Source organism: Streptomyces longisporoflavus (assembly GCF_014649775.1).
GTDB lineage: Bacteria > Actinomycetota > Actinomycetes > Streptomycetales > Streptomycetaceae > Streptomyces > Streptomyces longisporoflavus.
This window is the reverse complement of sequence record NZ_BMTR01000015.1, coordinates 189,479-210,636: the sequence shown is the minus strand read 5'-3', so window position 1 is coordinate 210,636 and position 21,158 is coordinate 189,479. Positions and strand designations below refer to the sequence as shown.

At 73.2% G+C, this 21,158-nt stretch carries 20 protein-coding genes; 11 read left to right on the top strand and 9 right to left on the bottom strand.

Going from position 1 to position 21,158, the window contains the following annotated elements:
- Positions 1-90: 90 nt before the first annotated feature.
- A complete protein-coding gene (locus IE226_RS28860) occupies positions 91-1,317 on the top strand; it encodes a metallophosphoesterase (RefSeq protein ID WP_190084341.1) in 1,227 nt (408 codons plus the stop codon).
- On the opposite strand, the gene IE226_RS28855 is transcribed toward IE226_RS28860, so the two are convergent.
- From IE226_RS28855 to IE226_RS28845, 3 genes are all read right to left on the bottom strand, one after another.
- Positions 1,314-1,697, bottom strand: coding sequence for a DoxX family protein (locus IE226_RS28855; RefSeq protein ID WP_190084340.1), 384 nt, complete (start codon positions 1,695-1,697; stop codon positions 1,314-1,316). The genes IE226_RS28860 and IE226_RS28855 overlap by 4 nt on opposite strands.
- A 74-nt stretch (positions 1,698-1,771) precedes the next feature.
- Entirely contained in the window at positions 1,772-2,479 is a 708-nt protein-coding gene (locus tag IE226_RS28850) for a M23 family metallopeptidase (protein WP_229871592.1), read from the bottom strand.
- A gap of 58 nt (positions 2,480-2,537) precedes the next feature.
- On the bottom strand, positions 2,538-4,067 hold the full coding sequence (locus IE226_RS28845; RefSeq protein ID WP_190084339.1) for a bifunctional phosphatase PAP2/diacylglycerol kinase family protein: 1,530 nt from the start codon (positions 4,065-4,067) through the stop codon (positions 2,538-2,540).
- 79 nt (positions 4,068-4,146) lie between these two features.
- Here IE226_RS28845 and IE226_RS28840 point away from each other — a divergent pair, with 79 nt between their 5' ends.
- From IE226_RS28840 to IE226_RS28835, 3 genes are all read left to right on the top strand, one after another.
- Positions 4,147-4,854 carry a PadR family transcriptional regulator gene (locus IE226_RS28840; RefSeq protein WP_190084338.1) on the top strand — a complete coding sequence of 236 codons (708 nt, stop codon included), beginning with the start codon at positions 4,147-4,149 and terminating at the stop codon, positions 4,852-4,854.
- Between the two features lie 77 nt (positions 4,855-4,931).
- On the top strand, positions 4,932-5,066 hold the full coding sequence (locus IE226_RS44910) for a hypothetical protein (RefSeq protein WP_268251294.1): 135 nt from the start codon (positions 4,932-4,934) through the stop codon (positions 5,064-5,066).
- Between the two features lie 76 nt (positions 5,067-5,142).
- Positions 5,143-5,826: a glycerophosphodiester phosphodiesterase gene (locus tag IE226_RS28835; RefSeq protein ID WP_190084337.1), complete on the top strand. Its 684-nt coding sequence runs from the start codon at positions 5,143-5,145 to the stop codon at positions 5,824-5,826.
- Between the two features lie 59 nt (positions 5,827-5,885).
- Here the strand turns inward: IE226_RS28835 and IE226_RS28830 are convergent, their stop codons facing one another.
- Positions 5,886-6,437, bottom strand: coding sequence for a GNAT family N-acetyltransferase (locus IE226_RS28830; protein WP_190084336.1), 552 nt, complete (start codon positions 6,435-6,437; stop codon positions 5,886-5,888).
- A gap of 136 nt (positions 6,438-6,573) precedes the next feature.
- On the opposite strand from IE226_RS28830, the gene IE226_RS28825 reads away from it, so the two are divergent.
- From IE226_RS28825 to IE226_RS44240, 5 genes are all read left to right on the top strand, one after another.
- Positions 6,574-6,966, top strand: a complete 393-nt coding sequence (locus IE226_RS28825; protein WP_190084335.1) for a VOC family protein — start codon at positions 6,574-6,576, stop codon at positions 6,964-6,966.
- Positions 6,967-7,380: 414 nt separating this feature from the next.
- A complete protein-coding gene (locus IE226_RS28820; RefSeq protein ID WP_190084334.1) occupies positions 7,381-8,769 on the top strand; it encodes an NAD(P)/FAD-dependent oxidoreductase in 1,389 nt (462 codons plus the stop codon).
- Between the two features lie 477 nt (positions 8,770-9,246).
- Positions 9,247-10,827, top strand: a complete 1,581-nt coding sequence (locus tag IE226_RS28815; RefSeq protein WP_190084333.1) for a hydantoinase/oxoprolinase N-terminal domain-containing protein — start codon at positions 9,247-9,249, stop codon at positions 10,825-10,827.
- Entirely contained in the window at positions 10,820-11,746 is a 927-nt protein-coding gene (locus IE226_RS28810; RefSeq protein WP_229871591.1) for an S-methyl thiohydantoin desulfurase family protein, read from the top strand. The genes IE226_RS28815 and IE226_RS28810 overlap by 8 nt, the downstream gene beginning before the upstream one ends.
- On the top strand, positions 11,743-11,898 hold the full coding sequence (locus tag IE226_RS44240; RefSeq protein ID WP_229871590.1) for an S-methyl thiohydantoin desulfurase domain-containing protein: 156 nt from the start codon (positions 11,743-11,745) through the stop codon (positions 11,896-11,898). Before IE226_RS28810 ends, IE226_RS44240 begins: the two co-directional genes overlap by 4 nt.
- On the opposite strand, the gene IE226_RS28805 is transcribed toward IE226_RS44240, so the two are convergent.
- The 5 genes from IE226_RS28805 to IE226_RS28785 all read right to left on the bottom strand — a co-directional run bounded on the left by IE226_RS28805 (position 11,868) and on the right by IE226_RS28785 (position 19,352).
- Entirely contained in the window at positions 11,868-14,546 is a 2,679-nt protein-coding gene (locus tag IE226_RS28805) for a penicillin acylase family protein (protein ID WP_190084332.1), read from the bottom strand. The genes IE226_RS44240 and IE226_RS28805 overlap by 31 nt on opposite strands.
- Positions 14,543-16,063 (bottom strand): sodium:solute symporter family protein, encoded by a 1,521-nt coding sequence (locus IE226_RS28800; RefSeq protein WP_190084331.1) that lies wholly within the window; start codon positions 16,061-16,063, stop codon positions 14,543-14,545. Before IE226_RS28800 ends, IE226_RS28805 begins: the two co-directional genes overlap by 4 nt.
- Positions 16,060-16,401, bottom strand: coding sequence for a DUF3311 domain-containing protein (locus tag IE226_RS28795; protein WP_190084330.1), 342 nt, complete (start codon positions 16,399-16,401; stop codon positions 16,060-16,062). Before IE226_RS28795 ends, IE226_RS28800 begins: the two co-directional genes overlap by 4 nt.
- Positions 16,402-16,588: 187 nt before the next feature.
- Positions 16,589-17,173 (bottom strand): MarR family winged helix-turn-helix transcriptional regulator, encoded by a 585-nt coding sequence (locus tag IE226_RS28790; RefSeq protein WP_190084375.1) that lies wholly within the window; start codon positions 17,171-17,173, stop codon positions 16,589-16,591.
- Between the two features lie 502 nt (positions 17,174-17,675).
- On the bottom strand, positions 17,676-19,352 hold the full coding sequence (locus IE226_RS28785; RefSeq protein WP_190084329.1) for an FUSC family protein: 1,677 nt from the start codon (positions 19,350-19,352) through the stop codon (positions 17,676-17,678).
- Between the two features lie 174 nt (positions 19,353-19,526).
- Between IE226_RS28785 and IE226_RS28780 the strand changes: the two genes are divergently transcribed.
- Together IE226_RS28780 and IE226_RS28775 are read left to right on the top strand one after the other, a co-directional pair.
- Entirely contained in the window at positions 19,527-20,087 is a 561-nt protein-coding gene (locus IE226_RS28780; RefSeq protein ID WP_190084328.1) for a DUF5134 domain-containing protein, read from the top strand.
- 133 nt (positions 20,088-20,220) lie between these two features.
- Positions 20,221-21,156: a M56 family metallopeptidase gene (locus tag IE226_RS28775; protein WP_190084327.1), complete on the top strand. Its 936-nt coding sequence runs from the start codon at positions 20,221-20,223 to the stop codon at positions 21,154-21,156.
- The last annotated feature ends 2 nt before the right edge of the window (positions 21,157-21,158 follow it).

Genomic DNA, 21,158 nt, shown 5'->3' with positions numbered 1-21,158 from the left:
CCCTGTGCCGGCCTCACCATGCCGGAGATCTCCACCGGTAATTCGCCTGATCGTCTTCCCCTGTCCGGGTCGGTATGGGAGAACGCTCGGATGTGCGATGACGAACTGATACCGCCGCGGGCGGACTTGACCGAGAAACAGTGGTTGCGCGCCGACGCGCCGCTCGCCGCTGACCTCGCCGCCACATGGGGCCCGCAGGCCATTGCCCTTGGCCGCCGCACGCTGCTCGGCGGTGCGGCCGCCGGTGCCGCGCTCGCCGTGCTGCCCACCGGCGCGGGGCGGGCCGCGGCGGCGCAGGGCGTCGCGAAGTTCCCGTTCCCCGACGGGCCCAACCGGCAGGGGGAGTTCGCCGTGCTCGTCACCGGCGACGCGGGCACCGGCGGCGAGGAACAGCTCGCCGTCACCGAGGCCGCCCGGCGTGTGTGCCGTGACGAGGGGATCTCGCTGGCCGTCGGTCTGGGCGACAACATCTACGAGAACGGGCCGGAGTCCGACCACGACTCCGAGTTCCGGGACAAGTTCGAGATACCCAACACCGGCATTGACGTCCCCTGGCTCATGGTCCTCGGCAATCACGACTGCTCGGGCCTGATCCCCGGCAGCGGCGGCGATCCTTCGCGCGGCGACCGCGAGGTCTCCTACGCGGCGTCCTCGCCTCGCTGGTACATGCCCGGCCGCTACTACAACGTCGCCCTGCCCTCATCCGACGGGCCCGGACGCGGCGACCCGGTGGTGGAGTTCTTCGCCCTCGACACCAACCCCGTCGCCTCGACGGTCGCCCAGATCTCGCCGCACTACCGCTGGGACGGCCCCTACATGCGTGCCCAGCGCCAGTGGCTGGACACCGCGCTCTCCGCCTCCCGCGCCCGCTGGAAGGTGGTCCTGGGCCACCACCCGTACCTGAACAACGGGAAGCACGGCAGCGCCGGTTCGTACGACGGCTTCGTCATCGGCCACTACACGAGCGGGATCCACCTCAAGGAGCTGTACGAACAGGTGGTGTGCGGCCGGGCCGACCTGATCCTGTCCGGGCACGACCACACCCTCCAGGTCCTGGAGCCGACGACCCGCACGGCCGGCACCCGCCAGATCGTCTGCGGGGCCGCCGCCAAGTCCGGTGACGGCAGGGCCCACTTCGACCACCCCGCCGCCTGGCAGAACTTCTCCGACGTGGGCTTCATGGTCCTCAAGGTCTCCGAACGGACCATGACCGTGGACACCTACACGGTCGACGTCCCGACACGGACCGCGCGCCTCGCCCACACCACGACGACCTCCACGGCGGTCGCGGGCCGCGGCACCCTGAGCCGGCGCTAGGAGGCGCGACGGGCCGCCGCCTCCGCCACGTTCCTGGCCCACAGCACGAGCGGGACCTGGAGCGGGAGGCGGCCGATCGCCGCGGCCCTGAGCGGGGCGGGGCGGCCGCGCCAGTCCACCGCCATCTTCACGTTGGCGGGGAACACGCCCACGAAGAACGCCGCCGTGGCCAGCGCCGCGGGGCGCCGGGTGCGGGGCAGCGCGACGCCGGCCGCGAGCGCGAACTCGACCACGGCGCTCCCGTACGTCCAACTCCGCGGCGAACCGGGCAGGGAACGCGGCACCGTGGCGTCGAACAGCTTCGGAGCGGCGAGATGCGCGACACCCGCCCCGGCAAGCAGACCGGCGAGGAGCAGGGGCGAACGGGGCACCGGGGACATGCTGCCTCCTGGAGTGACGACGGAGGCTCGACCCTACTCGACGGTAAGTACCGCGTCACCGGGCCCCGCCCGCGCTACAGCCGCGCCCCGCGCTTCGCGAGATAGCGGACCGGATTGACGTCCGAGCCGTAGCCGCGCCGGGCCCGGATCTCCAGGTGGAGGTGGGGTCCGGTGGCGCGGCCCGTGGCCCCGCTCCTGCCGATGCGGTCGCCGGCGCCGACGCGGGCCCCCCGGCGTACCGAGATTCGGGAGAGGTGCGCGTACACGGCGTAGTGCCCGTCCCGCATCCGCACCGTCACCGCCTTGCCGTACGCCCCCGACCAGCGAGCGAGTACGACGGTGCCCGCGCCGACGGCGTGCACCGCGGTGCCCTTCGGGACGGCGAGGTCGATGCCCGTGTGGTGCCCGGCGGCCCAGTCGCCGCGTACGCCGTAGCGGGAACTCACGCGGTAGCGCCGGCGCAGCGGCAGGGTGAATCTTCGGCGGGGTTTTTCGGGGGCGAGCACGCGGGAGTCCGGGGTCGCCTCGTCCCCCTCGGCGAGGGCCTCCTCGAACTCCGCGTCGTAGCCGACGCCGCAGCCGCCGTCGGACTCCGTCGCGGCCCGCGCCGCGTCGGACTCCGCGGCGGCCTGCCTCGCCGGACCCGCCACCGTGAGGGCGCCGCCTGCCATCAGACCCGCGGCGACGCTCAGTACGTCACGTCGTGTGGTGCCCGCTTCGCGCGGGCTGTCTATGTCGTAGCCCATGAGGGCCAGCACAGTGGCGACGGGACCGGCGCGCACGCCGAATGCTCCGCTTGGCGTAACACATCCGGGTGCCCGCGCCGCGGCCCGGCCGGTGTCAGTCGGGGGTCGGGCGGTACACGGTGAGGGCCTCGGGCAGCTTGTCGAGGAGCAGCGACGCGGGCGCCGGGGCGAGTTCGCCGTCGTACGCCATCCGGGTGTCCTCCGGCAGGCCCGAGATGACCAGACGCTGCGTCTTGGCCGACGCGTAGAGCCGGGTCTTGGCCAGCTGGCCGGCGAGGGCCGAGACGAGCAGCCGGCTGCGCGCGAAGCTCCCGCCGTTCGCGATGCGGACGTCGAGCAGTCCGTCGGCCAGATCGTGCCTGCGCACCGGGGCGATGCCGGTGCTGCGGTAGGCGCCGTTGCCCGCGAAGAGCAGCCACATGTCCCTGGCCTTGCCGTTCACCACCGCGCGCAACGGCTTCCCGGTGTGCAGGATCTGGGCCACGCCGAGCAGGGCGGCGGGCGGGCCGCCGATCTTCGGGGACCACTCCTCCCTGATGCGCACGAGTTCGGGGTAAGCGCCGAGGCTGAACGTGTTCAGGAAGTACACCGGGTCGGAGTACGTCCGCCCGTCGGGGCCGATCCCGGCCAGCGGCTTCACCCGGCCGACGTCGGCCCGTACGGCACTGCCCGTGGCGAGGGCGACGCAGGCGTCCGCGACCGTGTCGACGCCGAGGTCGGCGGCGAAGTGGTTGAACGTTCCGCCGGGCAGCACCATCAGCGGCACGTCGTACCGCAGGGCCGGCGTCACGGCGGCGTTCACCGTGCCGTCTCCCCCGCACACGCCGAAGACGCCGCCGCGCCGCGCCGCGTCCTTGGCCGCTTCGTCCAGGACCTTGGGCAGCGGCCCCGCCTCCTCCTCGTAGAGGATCACCTCCGCGCGGGGCAGGGCGGTCTTCAACTGCCGCACCGGGTCCAGGAGTTGAGGCTGCGCCCCGGAGGAGGGGTTGACCACCACGACCAGGCCCTCGCCCTCCGGCAGCGCGGGCGCGTCCGTACGGGGGCGTGCGGGCGGCGGCAGCTGCGCCCGGGAGGGCACCATGCCGCGCACGGCGTAGGCGGCGCCCACGCCGAGGGCCGCGCCGACCAGGACATCGCTGGGGTAGTGCACTCCGGTGTACACCCGGGAGAAGGCCACCGACGCCGCGACCGGGGCCACGGCCGCGCCCATCCCCCGCGACTCCAGGGCCACACCCGCGGCGAAGGCGGCCGCCGAGGCAGAGTGTCCGGACGGGAAGGAGCTGGTGATCGGCTGCCGGGAGAGGTGCCTTATCACCGGCACCGCGTCCATGACCGGCCGCGAGCGGCGCACCGCCCTCTTGCCCAGCGTGTTGACCGTGCCCGAGGCGAGGGCCAGGGAGGCGATGCCGCGCACCGCCGCACGCCTGCCGCGCGCGCCGCCGAACGCCCACATCCCCGCGGCGATGCCGAACCACAGCAGGCCGTGGTCGGCGCTGCGGCTCAGCCGCGGCAGGACCGGCTCCGCGGCCGGCCAGGACCGGACGGCCACGCGGTGGAACGCGAGGCGGTCGGTGGCGGCGAGCAGCTTGCGGATATGCGGTCCCTGATCCTGGAGATCACTCATGAAGCCCCTATACCCCCGCGCACGGTTCGCATCGCACACATCTTGCGCCGGCACTGTGACGTTCACTTCAATCAGTCATATGGCAGCTCCCGGCCCCACCTCGCCGCAGCGGTCCGCCGGGCTGCCGCCGACCGCGTGGGCCGTGCTCGGCCTGCTCTCCTTCCCGGGCGAACGCACCGGGTACGAACTGAAGAAGTGGGCGGACGCCTCGCTCCGCCACTTCTACTGGTCGCCCGCCATCAGCCAGATCTACGCCGAACTGCGCCGCCTCGAAGCGCTCGGGTACGCCACGTCGCGGCGCTCGGGACCCGAGGAGCCCCGCACGAAGCGGTCGTACGCCATCACGGCCGAGGGCCGTGCCGCGCTCGTCGGATGGGCGGGGGGCGTCCGGGACGCGGGACCGCCCGTCCTGAAACACCCGCTGCTCCTGCGGGTCTGGCTCGGGCATCTGGCGGCGCCCGGTCATCTGCGGGCCCTGGTCAGCGAGCACATCGCGCACACACGGGGCGAGCTGAAGGAGATTCACGACGCGCTGGCCCGCGCGGACGGCCAGGAGGCGTGGACGCATCCGCAGATCGCCCTGCGCTGGAGCTGCCGGCGCCTGGAGGCGGAGATCGAACTGGCGGAGGCGATGCTCGCGGACCTCACGGAGCTTGCCGGGCCCGCGGAACCGGAGCACGCGGAACCCGAGCCCGCGATGCGCACCGATCAAGCCGAAATCACCGGCCCCACGCCCCCCGTTCAACTCCCCGGTCAACCCTCCGGGGACTCGCCCACCCAGGGGTGACGTGGCTCGCGGTGCGGGGCCTCCTGCCGGTAGGACGGGCGGGGTCAGCCGCCCCCGCCGTATGGAGCAGTGCACCCGTGAGCACCCGCGCCGTCCTTGCCGCCGCCGTCATCACCGGGCTTCTGCTCGGCATCGTGGGGAGCCGAGCGGACGACTCCGATTCCTCCTGGCACCCCCGTACGGAAGGTTCCATCGCGGAAGCGGGCCGTTAGGCTGCGACCTTGCCGCGTGGCACCCCTGTCCTCGCCCCGCGGCCACCGAGCCGCCGTCGACGGAAGCGAGTGAACCTTGAACTTCCTCACCATCGGTCACCGCGGGGTCATGGGTGTCGAACCCGAGAACACCCTCCGGTCCTTCATCGCCGCGCAGGCCGCGGGCCTCGATCTCATCGAGCTCGATCTGCATCTGAGCAAGGACGGCGCCCTCGTCGTCATGCACGATGCCGACGTGGCCCGTACGACCGACGGCAAGGGACCGATCGCCGAGAAGACCCTGGCCGAGCTGCGTGAGCTCGACGCCGGGCGCGGCGAGCGGATCCCGGTCTTCGAAGAGGTCCTGGACGCCGTCAAGGCGCCGCTGCAGGCCGAGATCAAGGACGTGGCCGCCGCCCGCGCCCTCGCCGAGGTGATGCACCGGCGCGACCTGGTCGGCCGGGTGGAGGTGATCTCCTTCCACGACGAGGCGATCGCCGAGATCGCGCGCCTCGTCCCCGGCGTACGCACCGCGCTCGTCGCGAGCCGCTACGGCACCGACGTCGTGGAGCGTGCCACGGCGGTCGGCGCCACCACCCTCGTCCTGAACATCCGGCGGCTGACGCTGGAGATCGTCGAGCGTGCCAAGAAGGCCGACCTGCGGATCATCGGCTGGGTGGTGAACTCGCAGGACGATCTGCGGCTCGTGCGCGCGCTGCAACTGGACGGGGCGACCACGGACTACCCGGAGATCAAGCGCACGGGCCGCTTCACGGCCTGACCGCTGCACGGCCCGACCGCTCGTCGCACTGTCCGTCGCGCCGTCCGTCGCCGCCGGGCTCAGCCGAGGGGCTTGACAAGCAGCTCGAACTGCAGGTCGTCCCGCTGCGGAATGCCGAAGCGCTCGTCGCCGTACGGGAAGGGCGTCATCTTTCCCGTACGGCGGTAACCGCGCCGCTCGTACCAGGCGATGAGATCTTCGCGTACGGAGATCACGGTCATGTGCATCTCCTTCGCGCCCCACGCCTGCCGGGCGATCCGCTCGGCCTCCGCCATGATCACCTTGCCGAGGCCCGCGCCCTGGAGCGCCGGGCTCACCGCGAACATCCCGAAGTAGGCGTGCTCGCCGCGCTGTTCCAGCTGGCAGCAGGCGACGATCTGGCCTTCGCGCTCGACCGTGAGCAGCTTGCTGACCGGCGACTTTATGACGTCGATGACCCCCTGCGGATCGGTCCGCTGCCCCTGGAGGATGTCCGCCTCCGTGGTCCAGCCGGCCCGGCTGGAGTCGCCGCGGTACGCCGACTCGATGAGCGAGACGAGCGCGTCTACGTCCGCGTCGGTGGCGGCGCGGAAGGTGAGGTCGTCCGTGCCGAGGCGCGGGGCGGTGTCCATGGGGCGGGTTCTCCGATCTCTCTGGTCTCGCTGGTCTCGCTGAGCTCTGGTCTCGCTGGGCTCTCTGGCCCGCCGCCGTCCGGCGCGGCGCGGGCGAGGCACCGCCGAGCGTATCCCCCCGCTAAGGTGCGGCTGCATGGTGCATGTACTGAGCAGCAGAATCCTTCTCCGTCCCACCGACCCCGACCGCTCCCGGGCGTTCTACGGCGAGGCGCTGGGGCTCGGGGTCTACCGGGAGTTCGGTACGGGGCCCGAACGCGGCACGGTCTACTTCCTCGGCGGCGGCTTCCTGGAGGTCTCCGGCCGCTCCGAGACCCCGCCCGCGCCCGGCCTCCAGCTGTGGTTGCAGGTGGCGGACGCGCGGGAGGCGCACGCGGATCTCGTGGCGCGGGGGGTGGAGGTGGTGCGGGAGCCGGTGAAGGAGCCCTGGGGGCTCGTCGAGATGTGGATCGCGGATCCGGACGGCGTCAGGATCGTCATCGTCGAAGTACCGCAGGACCATCCCATCCGCTACCGGCCCGGCATCTGAGACGCCCCGCCTGCCGCCCCGCCCCCGCCTGCCGCCCCGCCCGCGCCGGCCGCCCCGCCCCCGTCGGTTGTCGACGACGGCGCTCGGAGGGGACGGTCAGGACGGGGCGCTCGACAGGCAGTACGAGCCGGGACAGTCTGTGACGCGAAGCATCGTCCAGGACATCGCCCGCGAGGGCGGCTCCGTCACCACGTGAACCTTCCACCGCACGTGAACCTTCCACAGCCGGAGCGGACGGCTGAACCGACGGATCGGGGGTACCCGGGTTCCCCGCCCGGCGCACCCGACGTGCGCCGGGCCGCCCGCCGTCGGAGGATGAACCGGACTCCTCGCCCAGGAGGACCCGCGTGTCCGGGCCTTCGTCGTCGCCACGCTCGCCTGGCTCGGGTGAGCCCAACCCTGGAGCGATCTCTTATGCAACGTCCCCGGATTCTGATCATCGGCGGTGGCTTCGCCGGTATGGAGTGCGCGCACAAGCTGGAGCGGACGCTCAAGGCGCAGGACGCCGAATTGCGGCTGATCAGCCCGCAGGACCATCAGCTGTATCTGCCGCTGCTCCCCCATGTCGCGTCGGGCGTGCTCACCCCGCAGTCGGTCGCGGTGCCGCTGCGCCGCATGCTGCGCCGGACGGCGATCGTGCCGGGCGGGGCCATCGGGGTGGATCCGCACGCGAAGGCCGTGATCGTACGGAAGATCAACGGCGAGGAGGTCGTGGAGCGCTACGACTACCTGGTCCTGACTCCGGGCAGCGTGACCCGGCAGTTCGACATCCCCGGTGTCGACCGGCACGCCGTGGGCGTGAAGACACTGGCCGAGGCCGCGTGGATCCGCGACCACGTCATCTCGCAGCTGAGCCTGGCGGCGGCGAGCTCCGACCGTGCCGAGCGGGAGTCCCGGCTGCAGTTCGTGGTCGTCGGAGGCGGTTACGCGGGCACGGAGACGGCGGCGTATCTGCACCGCCTGACGAGTGCCGCCACCAAGCGGTATCCGGGGCTCGACCCGACGCAGATCAACTGGCATCTCGTCGACGTCGCGCCGAAGCTGATGCCCGAACTGGGCGACCGGCTCGGGGAGAAGGCCCTGGACATAGTGCGCCGGCGCGGGATTCACGTGTCGCTCGGGGTCACGGTGGAGAAGGCGACCGAGGACACCGTTACCCTCACCGACGGGCGCACGCTGCCCTGCCGGACGCTGATCTGGACCGCCGGTGTCGCGCCGAGCCCGCTCATCGCCACGCTGGGCGCCGAGACCAACAAGGGCCGCCTGGTGGTCCGGCCGGACCTGACGGTGCCCGGCCTGGACGGCGTGTTCGCGCTCGGCGACGCGGCGGCCGTCCCCGACCTCGTCAAGGGCGGCGACGCGACGTGCCCGCCCACCGCGCAGCACGCGATGCGGCAGGGCTGGGCCGCCGCGAGGAACGTCACCGCGGCCGTGCGGGGCACGCCCCTGAGCGACTACCGGCACAAGGACATGGGCCTGGTCGTCGACCTGGGCGGCATCCAGGCCGTGTCGAAGCCGATGGGCGTGCAGCTGTCCGGCCTGCCCGCTCAGATCGTCGCGCGGGGCTATCACCTGGGGGCGCTGCGCACCCTCACCGCCCGTTTCCGCACGGCCGCGAACTGGGGGCTCAACGCCCTCGCCGGCGACGACTACGTACGCACCGGGTTCCAGGCCCAACGGCCCGCCACGCTCAGGGACTTCGAGATGACGGACGTCTATCTCTCGCCGGAGGAGATCCAGGCCAGGGTGACGTCCGAGGTGGCGAGGCGGTCGATGGCCCCGGAGAAGCCACTGTTCCCCTAGGGGGTTTCCGGGGGGAATGCCGGCCGCGGGCCCTCGCGCCGGGCGTACCCGGGCTTTCTGCCGGGGCGGCCGGCGCGGGGGTCCACCCGCGCCCCTGAGGCACGGGAGAGCGCCGGGCGCCGCCGCGACGCGGCGGAGATCCGTCAGAGGCCCCCCCCTGGCGCCGACAGCGGGGAACGACCGAACGACCGAGCAGCCCGCATCGGGGCGGCGCCTGTGCCGCCCCGGTACGGGCTGTCGGCCGTGAGCGGCCGGCGACCGGCGGTGGCAGGGCAGTGGCGGAAGCAGGTGCCGCCCCGGCTTCCCGCGGGCCCCGATGGCCGATGCCGCCGCCGGACGGCCGGGCACCGCCGCCCCGCCGCCAGGTTGATCACGGCGTGCGTCACGTCCGTACTACGCGTCACCCGTCGCCACGCCACCCGTCGCCTTGTCACCCGTCGCCACGTCACCCGTCGCCACACGAAGGGCTCCGCCACCATGCGTATCGGCATCGATGTCGGTGGTACCAACACCGACGCCGTCCTCCTCGGATACGACGACCGCGTGCTCGCGGCCGCCAAGTCACCGACCACGCCCGACATCACCTCCGGGGTCACCGCCGCGGTGCGGGCCCTGGACCCGCCCGCCGAATCCGTCACCGCGGTGATGATCGGCACCACGCACTTCCTCAACGCGCTCGTGGAGGGCGCCCGGCTCACCCCCGTGGCGGCCGTACGTCTCGGTCTTCCCGCCACCGCCGCCGTGCCGCCCATGGCGGACTGGCCCGCCCGGCAGCGGGCGGCCGTCGGCGGGTACGGCTATCTCTGCCACGGCGGGCGCGAGTTCGACGGCAGGCCGCTTTCGCCGCTCGATCCGGAGGAGCTCAAGCGCACGGCGGCCGACATCGCCGCTCGCGGGCTCACCTCGGTCGCCGTGTCGTCGGTGTTCTCGCCGGTCGCGGAGACGGACGAGCGGCAGGCCGCCGAGATCCTGCGGGCCGAGCTCGGCGAGGGCGTGCACTTCTCGCTCTCGCACGATCTCGGCCGGGTCGGTCTTCTCGCGCGCGAAAACGCCACGATCATCAACGCGTCGCTGCGGGACCTGGCCACCGTGATCGTCGAATCCCTCGGCAAGGCGCTGGCCGAGCTGTCGATCACGGCACCGTTCTTCCTCTCGCAGAACGACGGAACGCTGATGGACGTCGACTTCGCGCGCACGTGCCCCGTCGCGACGTTCGCGTCGGGGCCGACCAACTCGATGCGGGGCGCGGCCCTCCTGTCCGGGGTCGGGGACTGCGCGGTCATCGACGTGGGCGGCACCACGGCCGACATCGGGATGCTCACCGGGGGCTTTCCGCGCGAGGCGGCGGGCGAGAGCGAGGCCGCGGGGATACGGGTCAACTTCCGTATCCCCGACGTCCTTTCGCTCGGCATCGGGGGCGGGTCCCTGGTGTCGCGCCGCGGTGGGACGGGCCCGCGGTCGGTGGGTCATCTGCTCACGCGGGAGGCGCTCGTCTTCGGCGGTACGCGGCTGACGGCGACGGATCTCGCGGTGGCCGCGGGCCGGGCGGACATCGGGGACAGCGCTCATGTCGCCCATCTGGAGCCGGAGTTCACCGAGCGGGCCCTGGAGCGCATCGCCGGGCGGCTCGCGGAGGGCGTCGACCGGATGCGGACCTCGGCGGCGGCCCTTCCGGTGGTCGCCGTCGGCGGCGGCTCCGTTCTGATGCCCGAGCCGTTACCCGGCTTCGCCGATGTGCGAAGGCCCGCGCACTTCGGCGTGGCCAACGCGGTGGGTGCGGCGATCGCGCAGATCGGCGGAGAGGTCGACCGGGTCTTCCGCGTCCCCGACGGGCGCAGGGATTCGGTGCTCGCCGAGGCCCGCGACGAGGCCCTCGGCCGTGCCCTGGACGCCGGGGCACGGCCCGGCAGCGTACGCGTCGTGGACATCGAGGAGGTGCCGCTCGCCTATCTGCCCGGCGGCGCGACCCGCATCCGCGTCAAAGCGGTGGGGGACCTGGACCTGCGGCGGATCGGCGACATCACCTGGTGCGGCGCCGGGGCGACAGCCGATGCGTGAGATCACCCTCGGCAACCTCGACGACATCGCCCGCGGCTCGGGCATCCTCGGCACGGGCGGTGGCGGCGACCCGTACATCGGCAAGCTGCTCGCCCGCGAGGCGATCCGTTCGCACGGGCCCGTGCGGCTCGTCCGCATCGACGAGGTGCGCGCCGACGCGACCGTCGTCCCGGTCTCCGGCATGGGCGCGCCCACCGTCCTCCTGGAGCGCGTGCCCAACGGCCGGGAGGACGCGGCGGCGCTGCGGGCCCTGGAGAGACACATCGGGCGCCGGGCCACTCACCTGGCTCCGCTGGAGGTCGGCGGGGTCAACTCGATGCTGCCGATCGCGTGCGCCGCGCGGACCGGTCTTCCCCTCGTGGACGAGGACGCGATGGGGAGGGCGTTCCCCGAGGCGCAGATGGTGCTGCCGGGTCTTGCCGGGATCAGCATCTCGCCGATGGCGCTCGCCGACGACAAGGGCAACACGGTCGTCGTCGAGGCCGTCGACAACCACACGGCCGAGCGCATCGCGCGTGCGGTGTGCGTGGAACTCGGCTGCCAGATCAGTTGCGCGGACACAGTGCTGCGCGGCGATCAGCTCGCCGCCGGCCTGGTGCCCGCCACGCTGACGCTCGCCGGCCGGCTCGGGGCGGCGGTGCGCGAGGCGCGTGCCGCGCACCGGGATCCGGTGGCGGCGGCACGGGTGGTGCTGGCGGGTGTGCCGCTTCTGACGGGCAAGGTGGTCGACGTGATGCGTCGTACGGAGGGGGGTTTCGCGCGCGGGCACGCCCGGATCGAGGGGACGCGCGAGGACGCGGGCCGGGTGCTCGAACTCGGCTTCCAGAACGAGCACTTGCTCGCCACGCGCGACGGGGTGACCGTCGCGACCACGCCCGACCTGATCTGGTTCTGGACGGCGAGACCGGCGACCCGGTGACCGCGGAGGGCCTGCGCTACGGGCTGCGCGTCAGCGTCTTCGCCGCCCGCTGCGACCCGCGCTGGACCACCCCGGCCGGGCTCGCCCTGGCCGGTCCCCGCTGCTTCGGATACGAGGTGGACTACTTGCCGTTCGGATCTTCGGCCTCCTGAACCCGCGTCGCGCCGGGCGGTCGCAGCGTGATCGTCCGCCGCGTGTGCTTCTCCACCGCGGCGCGGGAGTAGAGGAGCGGGAAGGAGGCGTCGGCGGCCCAGCTCGCGAACAGGTCGTCGTAGTGCGGGCTGCCCGGAACGCCGGACTGCCCCGGCGAGTTCATCGCCACGGAGTCGTCCCAGGAGCCGACGTCCACGACGATCCGGAAGGTGGCCCCCGTGGTCTGCCGGAACCCCGGCCCGTAGGCGGCGGCTCCCACGGTGTCCCCGCTGCCGCCGCGCGGAACAGGGCCTACGGAGGCCCATTCCGGGGCGGGTCCGCCGAGCAAGGCGGCGATGGGATGGTGCGGATGGGCGTGGTGCAGGGCGCCCCAGGACCAGCCGTCCGGATCGGCGCCCAGCAGCCCGGCGAGTTCCCCGACGGCGGCGTCCAGCGTCCCGAGCAGCAGCGCGGGATCCGGATCCGCGTCCAGCAGCTCCAGATCGACACGAGCATCCGCCGCCGCGTCCTCCGCGGGAAGAACCCGCGCCAAAGCGGCCTCCCGCGCCCCCTCCCCCACAATCCCCCCGAGCGCCCGAGCCCGAAGGGCAGGCCTCAGATGCCGCCGATACCAGACCTCGAAGACGGCGGCGGCCGGGGACTCTGCGGTGAGACGGGCGTCCCAGTCTCTGAGGAGGGCGAGGGCGACGGTGAGGAGATCACCGGTGGTGGGTGGTTCGCCGTGGCCGGCGGCCGGTTCGCCGCGGTCGGCAGCGGGGTCGAGCCCGGCAGGGCGGTCGAGCCCGGCAGGGCGGTCGAGCCCGGCAGGGCGGTCGAGCCCGGCAGGGCGGTCGAGCCCGGCAGGGCGGTCGAGCCCGGCAGGGCGGTCGAGCCCGGCAGGGCAGCCGGGCCGGGCAAGACCCGCCGCGTCGTCGGCGCCGTCGCCCACCACAGCATCCCCGGCCACACCACCACCGGACCCGGCAGCATCGGCCACCGCATCGCCGAGCACCGGAGCCCCACCAGGGCCGGCCACCGCGCCGAGCGCTGAAGTTGCGGCCGCCGGGGGCTTGCCCCGCAATGCGGCGAGCAGCGTCTGTAGTCGTCGTGCCGGCAGGCTCACGTAGTCCGTCTGCAGGCGTACGCAGTCCTCGACCGTCCAGGCCGCGTGTTCGCCCAGTTCCTCCGTGATGCGGTCGTGGCGGGTCGGTGCGTACCAGTCGTACGTGACCGTCTTCTCCGCGTTCGGGTACGCGGGAGGCAGGTTCAGCTGGTTGGCCGTGGCGAACCAGCCCCGCGCCGGGTCGCGGACCGAGGGGAGTTCCTCCACGTCGAGGAAGCCGGCCCACTCGTAGCGGCCGTCGCCGGGGACGGGCAACGTGCCGTCCCAGTTGGGGCGGACGGGGACGCGGCCGGCGGGGCGCCAGCCGATCGTGCCGTCCGGGGACGCGTAGACCTGGTTCTCGCCGGGGGCTCCCCAGCGGCGCATCGCCGTGACGAACTCGTCGGGGCTCGTCGCCCGCATGTAGTCCATGCTGCCCAGGTACGGGGCCATGCCCGGGCCAAGCCAGGCCGCGCGGACCGCGAACGCCGCGTTCTGGTCCGGCAGTTCGCGGATCACCGGGCCGTGGCGCGTGAACCACAGGTCCGCCGCGATCGCCTCGCCGCCGCGCACCGGGACGGACTCCGTGACGCGCGTCATCGGCTCCCAGCGGTTCTCGTACCAGTACTCGCGCGGGTTCGCCGGGTTCGTGCGGTAGACGTAGAGGTCCTCCTGGTCGATCGGGAAGATCGTCAGGCCGAACGCGACCCGGCCGTTGTGGCCGATGGAGATGCCGGGCAGGGCCGGTTCCCCCGCCCCGATGACGTCGATGCCCGGCGCCGACAGGTGCGCGAGGTAGCGCAACGCGGGCAGGGCGATCCCGCGGTGCGGGTCGTTGGCCAGGAGGGGGCGGCCCGTGGCGGTCCGGGACGGGGCGATCACCCAGTTGTTGGAGCCGTCAAGGCCCTGGCGGGGCGCGGTGCCCGCCGCCCACGGGGGCGTGGTGGCCAGCTCGTACACCCGCAGGACGTCGGACGGGATGACGGACAGGTCGAGCCCCTCGGGGACGCGCAGCCGGTGCGGGGCGGGCTCGCGGCGGCGGCGCAGGTCCTCCGTCCCCGGGCCGTGGTCCCGCAGGGTGAGGGCCCTGGCGACTTCCTCGTGCAGGTTGTACTGCAGGCCGTGGCTGCGGATGCGGGCCACGTCGGAGGGCTGCCAGTACGACGGCTCGTACTCCAGCAGGGCGAATTCGGGCGGGAGATGACGGGAGTTCGTACGGCACAGCCTCACGTACGCGTTGATGCCGTCGACGAACGCCGTCGTCACCCGCTCGGTGTCGTCCCCGTACGCCCGCCACTCCTCGGCCATGTCGCCGCGGTAGAGGAACAGCCGTGCCGCGCGGTCGTGTTCGGCGTACCCCTCGCCCAGCACCTCGGCGAGCAGGCCGAGTCCGCGGCGCCGCCAGAGGTCCAGTTGGAAGAGGCGGTCGCGGGCGGCGTTGAAGCCCTGGGCCAGGAAGAGGTCGTCCTGCGACGCGGCGTACAGATGCGGGACGCCCCACTGGTCGATCCGGATCTCCACGGGTTCCCGGAGCCCCGGCACCTCAAAGACCTCGCCGTCCGTCATCGTGTCTCCCGCACGGCGGCTTGTGCCGAACCCTCGCGCGGCAGGGCCGGTCCGGCGCCCGGTGCGAGGAACACGACCGCGAGCAGCACGACGAGGTTGGCCGCGAGCGCGATGACGCCGCCGTTCACCCCGTGGTACGGGTCGTTCTCGGTGGCCCACAGCGCGGTCATCACCGCGAGCCCGGTGAGCATTCCGCAGACGGCGGCCCGCGCGGTCAGCCGCCGCCAGAACAGGGCGAGCAGCACGACGGGCACGAGCTGGGCCAGTCCCTCGTACGACAGGACGGAGAGCTCCACGAGGGTGTTCGGGTAGAAGAGGCTGCCCGCGAGGGCGATCAACCCGGCGACGACGCACACCAGTTGCGACAGTCGCTTGGTCCGCATGTCGTCGGCGTCGCCCGGCTTCCCCGATGTCCGGCGGCTCGCCCGCGGATCGGCGCCGTTGCCGCCGCCGAGAATCGTGCGGCCCCACAGTGTGCCGATGGAGAGCATGAACACGCTCATCGGCACGATCGCCGAGAGCGCGCCCGCGACGCCGATCAACGCCACGACGGGTGAGGGCAGCGAGTCGGTGACGAGGCTGAAGAGGGCGAGGTCGGGGTTGCCCAGGGTCGGCATCACGAACAGTGCCGTCGCGCCGACCACCATCGGGACGAACAGAAGCAGTTGGTACCAGGGCAGGAGCAGCGCGTTGCGGCGCAGCGCGTTCGGGCTCTTCGCGCTGAGGTAACCGGCGACGGTGGTCGGGAAGATGGTGATCGTCACGGCGTTGAGCACCACGGTGCTCAGGAACCACATGGCGTTGCGCCCGCCGGACTCGTGGCCGGGGAAGGTCAGCCACTCGGGCCTCTCGGTCACCATGCGCTGCATGAGGTCGCCGACCCCGCCGAGGTAGTGCATCGGGATGTACACGGCGAGGAACACGACGGCGACGATCACCAGCATGTCCTTGAGCGCGCTCACCCAGGCCGAGCCGCGCAGACCGGACACGAGGATGAACACCTCGGCCACGACGAAGGAGATGACGGCGGCGACCTTGAGATCGACGCTGCCGTACGTCATCGCGTTCACGACGACGCCCATGCCCTGAATCTGCACCTGGATGTAGGGGACGATGAAGACCGTCGCGACGACGGCGACGAGAATCCCCACCGGGCGCGAGCGGAAACGGAATTCGGCGATGTCCGCGATGGAGATGAGGCCGTGCCGGCTCGCGTACGTCCACAGGGCGGGGCCCACGACGTACGCGACGGCGAAACCGACGGTCAGATAGGCGACCAGATAGAGGATCGGCGCGCCGAAAGAGTAGGACCAGCCCGCGGTGCCGAGGAACGAGAAGCTCGTGTACGTCTCGCCCGCCATGAGCAGCCAGATGAAAAGGACACCGAGTCCGCGGCTGGAGACGGACCATTCGGCCAGGCCCTTGGACCGGCCGCGGGCGCTCCACAGGCCGATGCCGATGGTGGCGACCATCGCGAGCCCGAAGATGGTGGTCGCGACGGCTGCCGAGCCGTTCATCGACGGCCTCCTTCGGCGTCGGTGCCCGGCAGGTCGTCGGCCGGGATGGGCTCGACGGCGTTGGCGCGGTACGCGGGATCGAGCCGGGCGGCGAGCCAGATGACCAGCGGGCTGATCACCGTGGCGGCGATGACCCAGGCCAGGAGGAAGGGGACACCCAAGATGCGCGGCTCGACGCGGTTGGCCACGAACGGGGCGGCGCCGTAGAGCAGGACGGGGACGAGGAGCAGCCAGAGGGAGGGACGGGCCACGCCGTCGAGGGCGGGGAGCCCGTCCAGGGGCGAGGCCACGGGATCCGGCGGACCCTGCTCGCCGCTGTCTTCGGCTGTGGGGGGCATGGGGGGACTCCTTGGGGGGCGGAGAGAAGCGGAGAGGGGCGGGGCGGAGGCGCGGGGAGGATCGGGGAGGGTCACTCAGGACAGCACGGGATCACACGGCATGTGGAGCCGGAGACGAGGGAGATGCCGGCGGCCTCGGTCGAGGACCACTGACGGGCTGTGCCGGGCGTCCGGGCTGCGCCGGGCGTCAGCCGCGAAACCCCGGCGAGAGCCCGAGCCGCCCTTCCAGCTGTTGCAGCAACTCCCCCAGCAGGCCGCTCAGTTGGCCTTGCCCGTCCTCGTCGAGCCCGGCGAGGACCACCGTCTCGTAGGCGAGCTGGTCGGGCAGGATCGAGTCGACGAGGTCGCGGCCCGTGTCGGTCAGGCCGACGTGCGAGACACGGCGGTCACGGGTGTCGGGGCGCCGGTCGACCAGGTCGCGCTCCTGGAGCTGCTTGAGACGTTTGGTGACGGCGGCCCCCGACGAGAAGGTCTCGCGGGCCAGTTCACCGGGGGTCAGCTCATGGCCGGTACGGCGCAGCGCGCCGAGGAGGTCGAACTCGGGACGGGTCAGGCCGGCGCGGCGCAGCGGGGCGTCCTCGGCCTGTTGCAGGAGGGCCGCGCACCGGTTGATGCGGCCGATGACTTCCATCGGACCTGTGTCGATGTCCGGCCGCACCGCCTGCCACTGCCGCACGACCGCGGCGACGGTGTCACGCGGCGCGACGCCGGGCCCATCGCCTGCCCCGGTGTCACGGGGCGGGACACCGGGCCCACCGCCCGCCGCCCGCACGAAACCGCCCGCGGTGACTCCGCCTCCGGCACCAGCCGCAGCGCCGTGATCCGCACGCACGGAACCGCCCGCGGCTCCGGACACGGATCCACCCGCGGCAACTCCGCCCCCGGCACCACCCGCAGCACCGTGATCCGCACGCACGAAACCGCCCGCGGCTCCGGACACGGATTCACCCGCGGCAACTCCGCCCCCGGCACCACCCGCAGCACCATGTGCCGCACGCACGGTTCCGTCCGCGGCGGCTCCGGACGCGACTTCGAGCGCAGCTCCGTCGGCCGCACGCACCGCAGCACTGCCCCCCGTATCTCCCGCACCATCGCCCCCAGCGCGCACCGCAGCACTGCCGCCCGCACCGCCCGCACCGCCCGCACCGCCCGCAGCACCGTCTCCCGCGTCTCCCGCGTCCCCCGTACTCGCCGCGGCTTTCGCCGCCGCCTCGTTCCGGTCGCTCCCGTTCCTCATGCGCCCCTGTCCTCGCCCTTGCGCGTTGCCCGGCTGGTCACACCCGTACGCGCTCGCCGTGCCGCGTGCCGCGTACCGTCGCCGCGAGCGTACGGTGTCCTGCCTGTTCGGCGGCCATCACCCGCTGGTCGGGCAGGGCGCGCTGCCACCATTCGCCCGCCGCCGCGTCGTGGGCGGTGCGCAGGTCGACCAGGGCGGCCGTCAGGTCACGGCGCGCCGGGCGCAGGATGCCGGGATCGCGGCGCGGGGCCGCCAGGGCCTGTTCGGCGCGGGCGCGGGCGCGGTCCGTGGCGTCGATGGCCAGCTCGATGTGGTCGGCGGCGCGCCGGTTGGTGACGGCGATCGCCGCGACGATGCCGAGCAGCGCGCCCACGAACGTGTCCACGACCCGGTCGAGGATGAGGTCACCGGGCTGCTGGAAACGCGCGAACTCGGTGACGAGGAGCGCCATGGGCGTGACGCACACCGTGCCCAGCCAGTAGTTGCGGCCGATCAGTGCCTCCGCGCCGAAGGCCAGCGCCAGGCAGCAGAGGATGAGCGCGGCATGGCTGAGGTGGGCCAGCGGGACGATCGCGGCGAAGGCGAGCACCCCGACGAGGTTGCCGACCACGCGCTGCACTCCCCTGTTCCAGGTGAGCGTGACGTTGGCCTGGTAGAGCGAGGCCGCGGTGACAAGGGCCCAGTAGGGGCGGCCGACGCCGAGCGCGAGGGACGCGTACCCGGCGAGCGCGCAGCCGACGGCCGTCCGCAGCGCGATGGGCAGCAGCGGCGAGCCGGGGCCCAGGCGCCGCCAGAGGGCACCCTTCGGGGAGCGCGCCGCCAGCTCCGCGTCCACTCCGAGGAGTTCGTCCTCAGCGCCGGGCCGTACGTCGCCGGGGCGCGGCACCGCGCCCGTGCCGCGCAGGCCGGCGGCCCAGGAGCGCAGCTGGGCGGGGTCGGCCGCGGACGGCGCCGCCAGGGTGTCCTCGGCGCGGATCACCAGGCGCTCCAGGGCGCGACGCGCCGCCGTGCGGGCGCCGGTGGCGAGCAGGGACTGCCAGGCGGCGTGGACGGCCGCCGCCGCAACGGGCCGGGCGCGCTCGCGGGCGGGCCCGGCTGCCTCGGCGTACGCGGCCGCCGCACGCAGGGCCCTGGCGGTGGCGCGGCGCTCGGGGCCGTGCGGTCGCAGCAGGGCGGGGGCCATGCCGACCAGCCAGGCGATGGCGCCGGCGCCGAGCGTGAGGGCGAGGTGGCCGGGGACCTGGCCGATGGCCTGCGGCGCGAAGAGGGTGGCGGAGCTGATGAAGGTGAAGATGAGGTGGCCGGGCGGGCCGATGCGGGTCGCGTCGCAGAGCGTCTTCTGCGCGGCGGCGAGCAGCGATCCGACGGCCACGAGCACGGCCGCCGACGTGGTGAGCGAGGCGGCGACCATGGCGATGCCGACACTGGCCAGCATCCCGGCGACGACCCCGGCGAGGGCGCGGGCCCGTGCGGCGTAGGGGAGGTTGTGGGTGTAGAGGGCACAGAACGATCCGGCCATCGTGTACATCACGAGGTCGAGGCGGCCGAGCGCGAGCAGCGTCAGATTCGGTATCGCGGTGGCGACGACCACGCTCGACGCGGGCTTGAACCAGATGTCGGACGGCTTGCCGGGACGCAGCACACCGGCGAGCGGGAGTCGGCGGGCACGGGGAGGGCCGAAGGTGCGGGGCGAAGGGGGTGGCGTGCTGCTCATACCAAGAACATTAGCAAGTGTTTTACTTGAAAACGATTTACCTCGGAAGTCTCCTCCGTCACCCCGCGTCCGCTCCCTCCGCGCTCCCCGCGTACACCCGTGCGCTCGCATACGACCCCCCTGTGCGAGGGCATCGACCCGACGACACCGTCGATCCGATCGGGGAGGTGCGCGGTGCACGGACCGGCGCAGGCCGGCTGGCTGCTCGTCGCGCTGTGCGCGGCGACCGGGTCCTACTGTCTGCTGCGGATGCGCAGCAGGATCGAGGAACAGCGCCGCGCGGCCGGGGGCGAGGCGCTCATGGGCTTCGGGATGGCGTTGATGGCCGTGCCCGCGGTCGTACTCACCCCGCCGCGGTGGGCCTGGCTCGGGTACGCGGCCGTGTTCGGCGTGGCGGCTCTGCGTGCCCTGTGGGCGGCCCGGCGCGATCGGCACCACCTGCATCATCTGGTCGGCGCCTGCGCCATGGTCTACATGGCGGCGGCCATGGCCACGACCCCCGCCGCACACACGGGCCACGGCGGCGGTGGCGCACCGGCGCTGACCGGAGCGCTGCTGCTGTACTTCGCGGGATACGTGCTGTGGTCCGGGGTCCGCCTCCTGCCCGTACCGACCATGGCGGCGGAGACGGGGGGCGGCGGGACGGTCACGGGGTGGGGCGACCGCACGGAGCTCGCGATGGTGTGCCGGCTGTCCATGGGCATCGCCATGATCGCGATGCTCCTCACGCTGTAGGACGGCGCCAAGGACGCGAGCGCCCGGCGCGGCGGGGCCGTAAGGGGTGATATCCCTGCGATCGGCCGTGGCGTGCGTCACTTGCGGCGATAGGCCATACCCTCCGGGAGCGCCGCACTCATAGTCTTGACACATGTTGCTCCCCGTTGCGCTGTTGCTGCTGGGCGCCCTCACCGCCGTCGTCGCCCCGCGCCTGCTCGCACGCGCCGACTGGCCGGAGCGCGAACCGGTGGTCGCGCTGTGGGCGTGGCAGTGCGTCGTGGCGGGTGTGCTGATGTGCTGCGTCCTGTCGATGACCGTGAGCGCCGCCGCCGCGTGGCAGGCCGTGCGCGGTCATGTCTTCGCGCCCGCGCCGCACGACGTGGTCGACGCGTACGCGCTGGGGGCGGGCGACTTCTGGGCGCCCGCGACCGCCGTGGCGCTGGCCCTCGGCGGCATCTGGACCGCGGCCATGCTGACCCGCGAGATCTCCCGGGCGCGGACGAGGCGCCGCAAGCGGCGGGCCGAACTCCTCCTGCGTGCTCCGCTGCTGCCCGGCGAGGAGCCCGGCGCCGACCGGCTCGTCGTCCTGGAGGGCGAGCGCCCCGACGCCTGGTGGCTGCCGGGCACGGCGCCCCAACTGGTCATCACCACGGCCGCGTTGCGCCGCCTGAAAGGCCGTCAGCTGGATGCGGTGCTCGCCCACGAGCAGGGGCACGCCCAAGCGCGCCATGACTGGCTCCTGCACTGCTCGGGCGCGCTGGCCGCGGGGTTCCCTCAGGTGCCGGTCTTCGCCGCGTTCCGGGACGAGATGCACCGCCTGGTCGAGCTGGCGGCCGACGACGTGGCTTCGCGGCGCTTCGGGCGCCTGACGATCGCCCTCGCCCTGATCGAGCTCAACGAAGACCGGGGCGTCTTCGGCCCCTGCCCGACCCCGCAGGCGCACGTACCGCAGCGGGTGCACCGCCTGCTGTCCGCCCGCCCGCGCCTCACCGCGGCCCGGCGCCTGCGACTGACGGCAGCCGCGGCACTGGTGCCGGTGGTCCCGCTCCTGGTGACGTTCGTACCGGGACTGCGGGCGCTGGGCTGAGC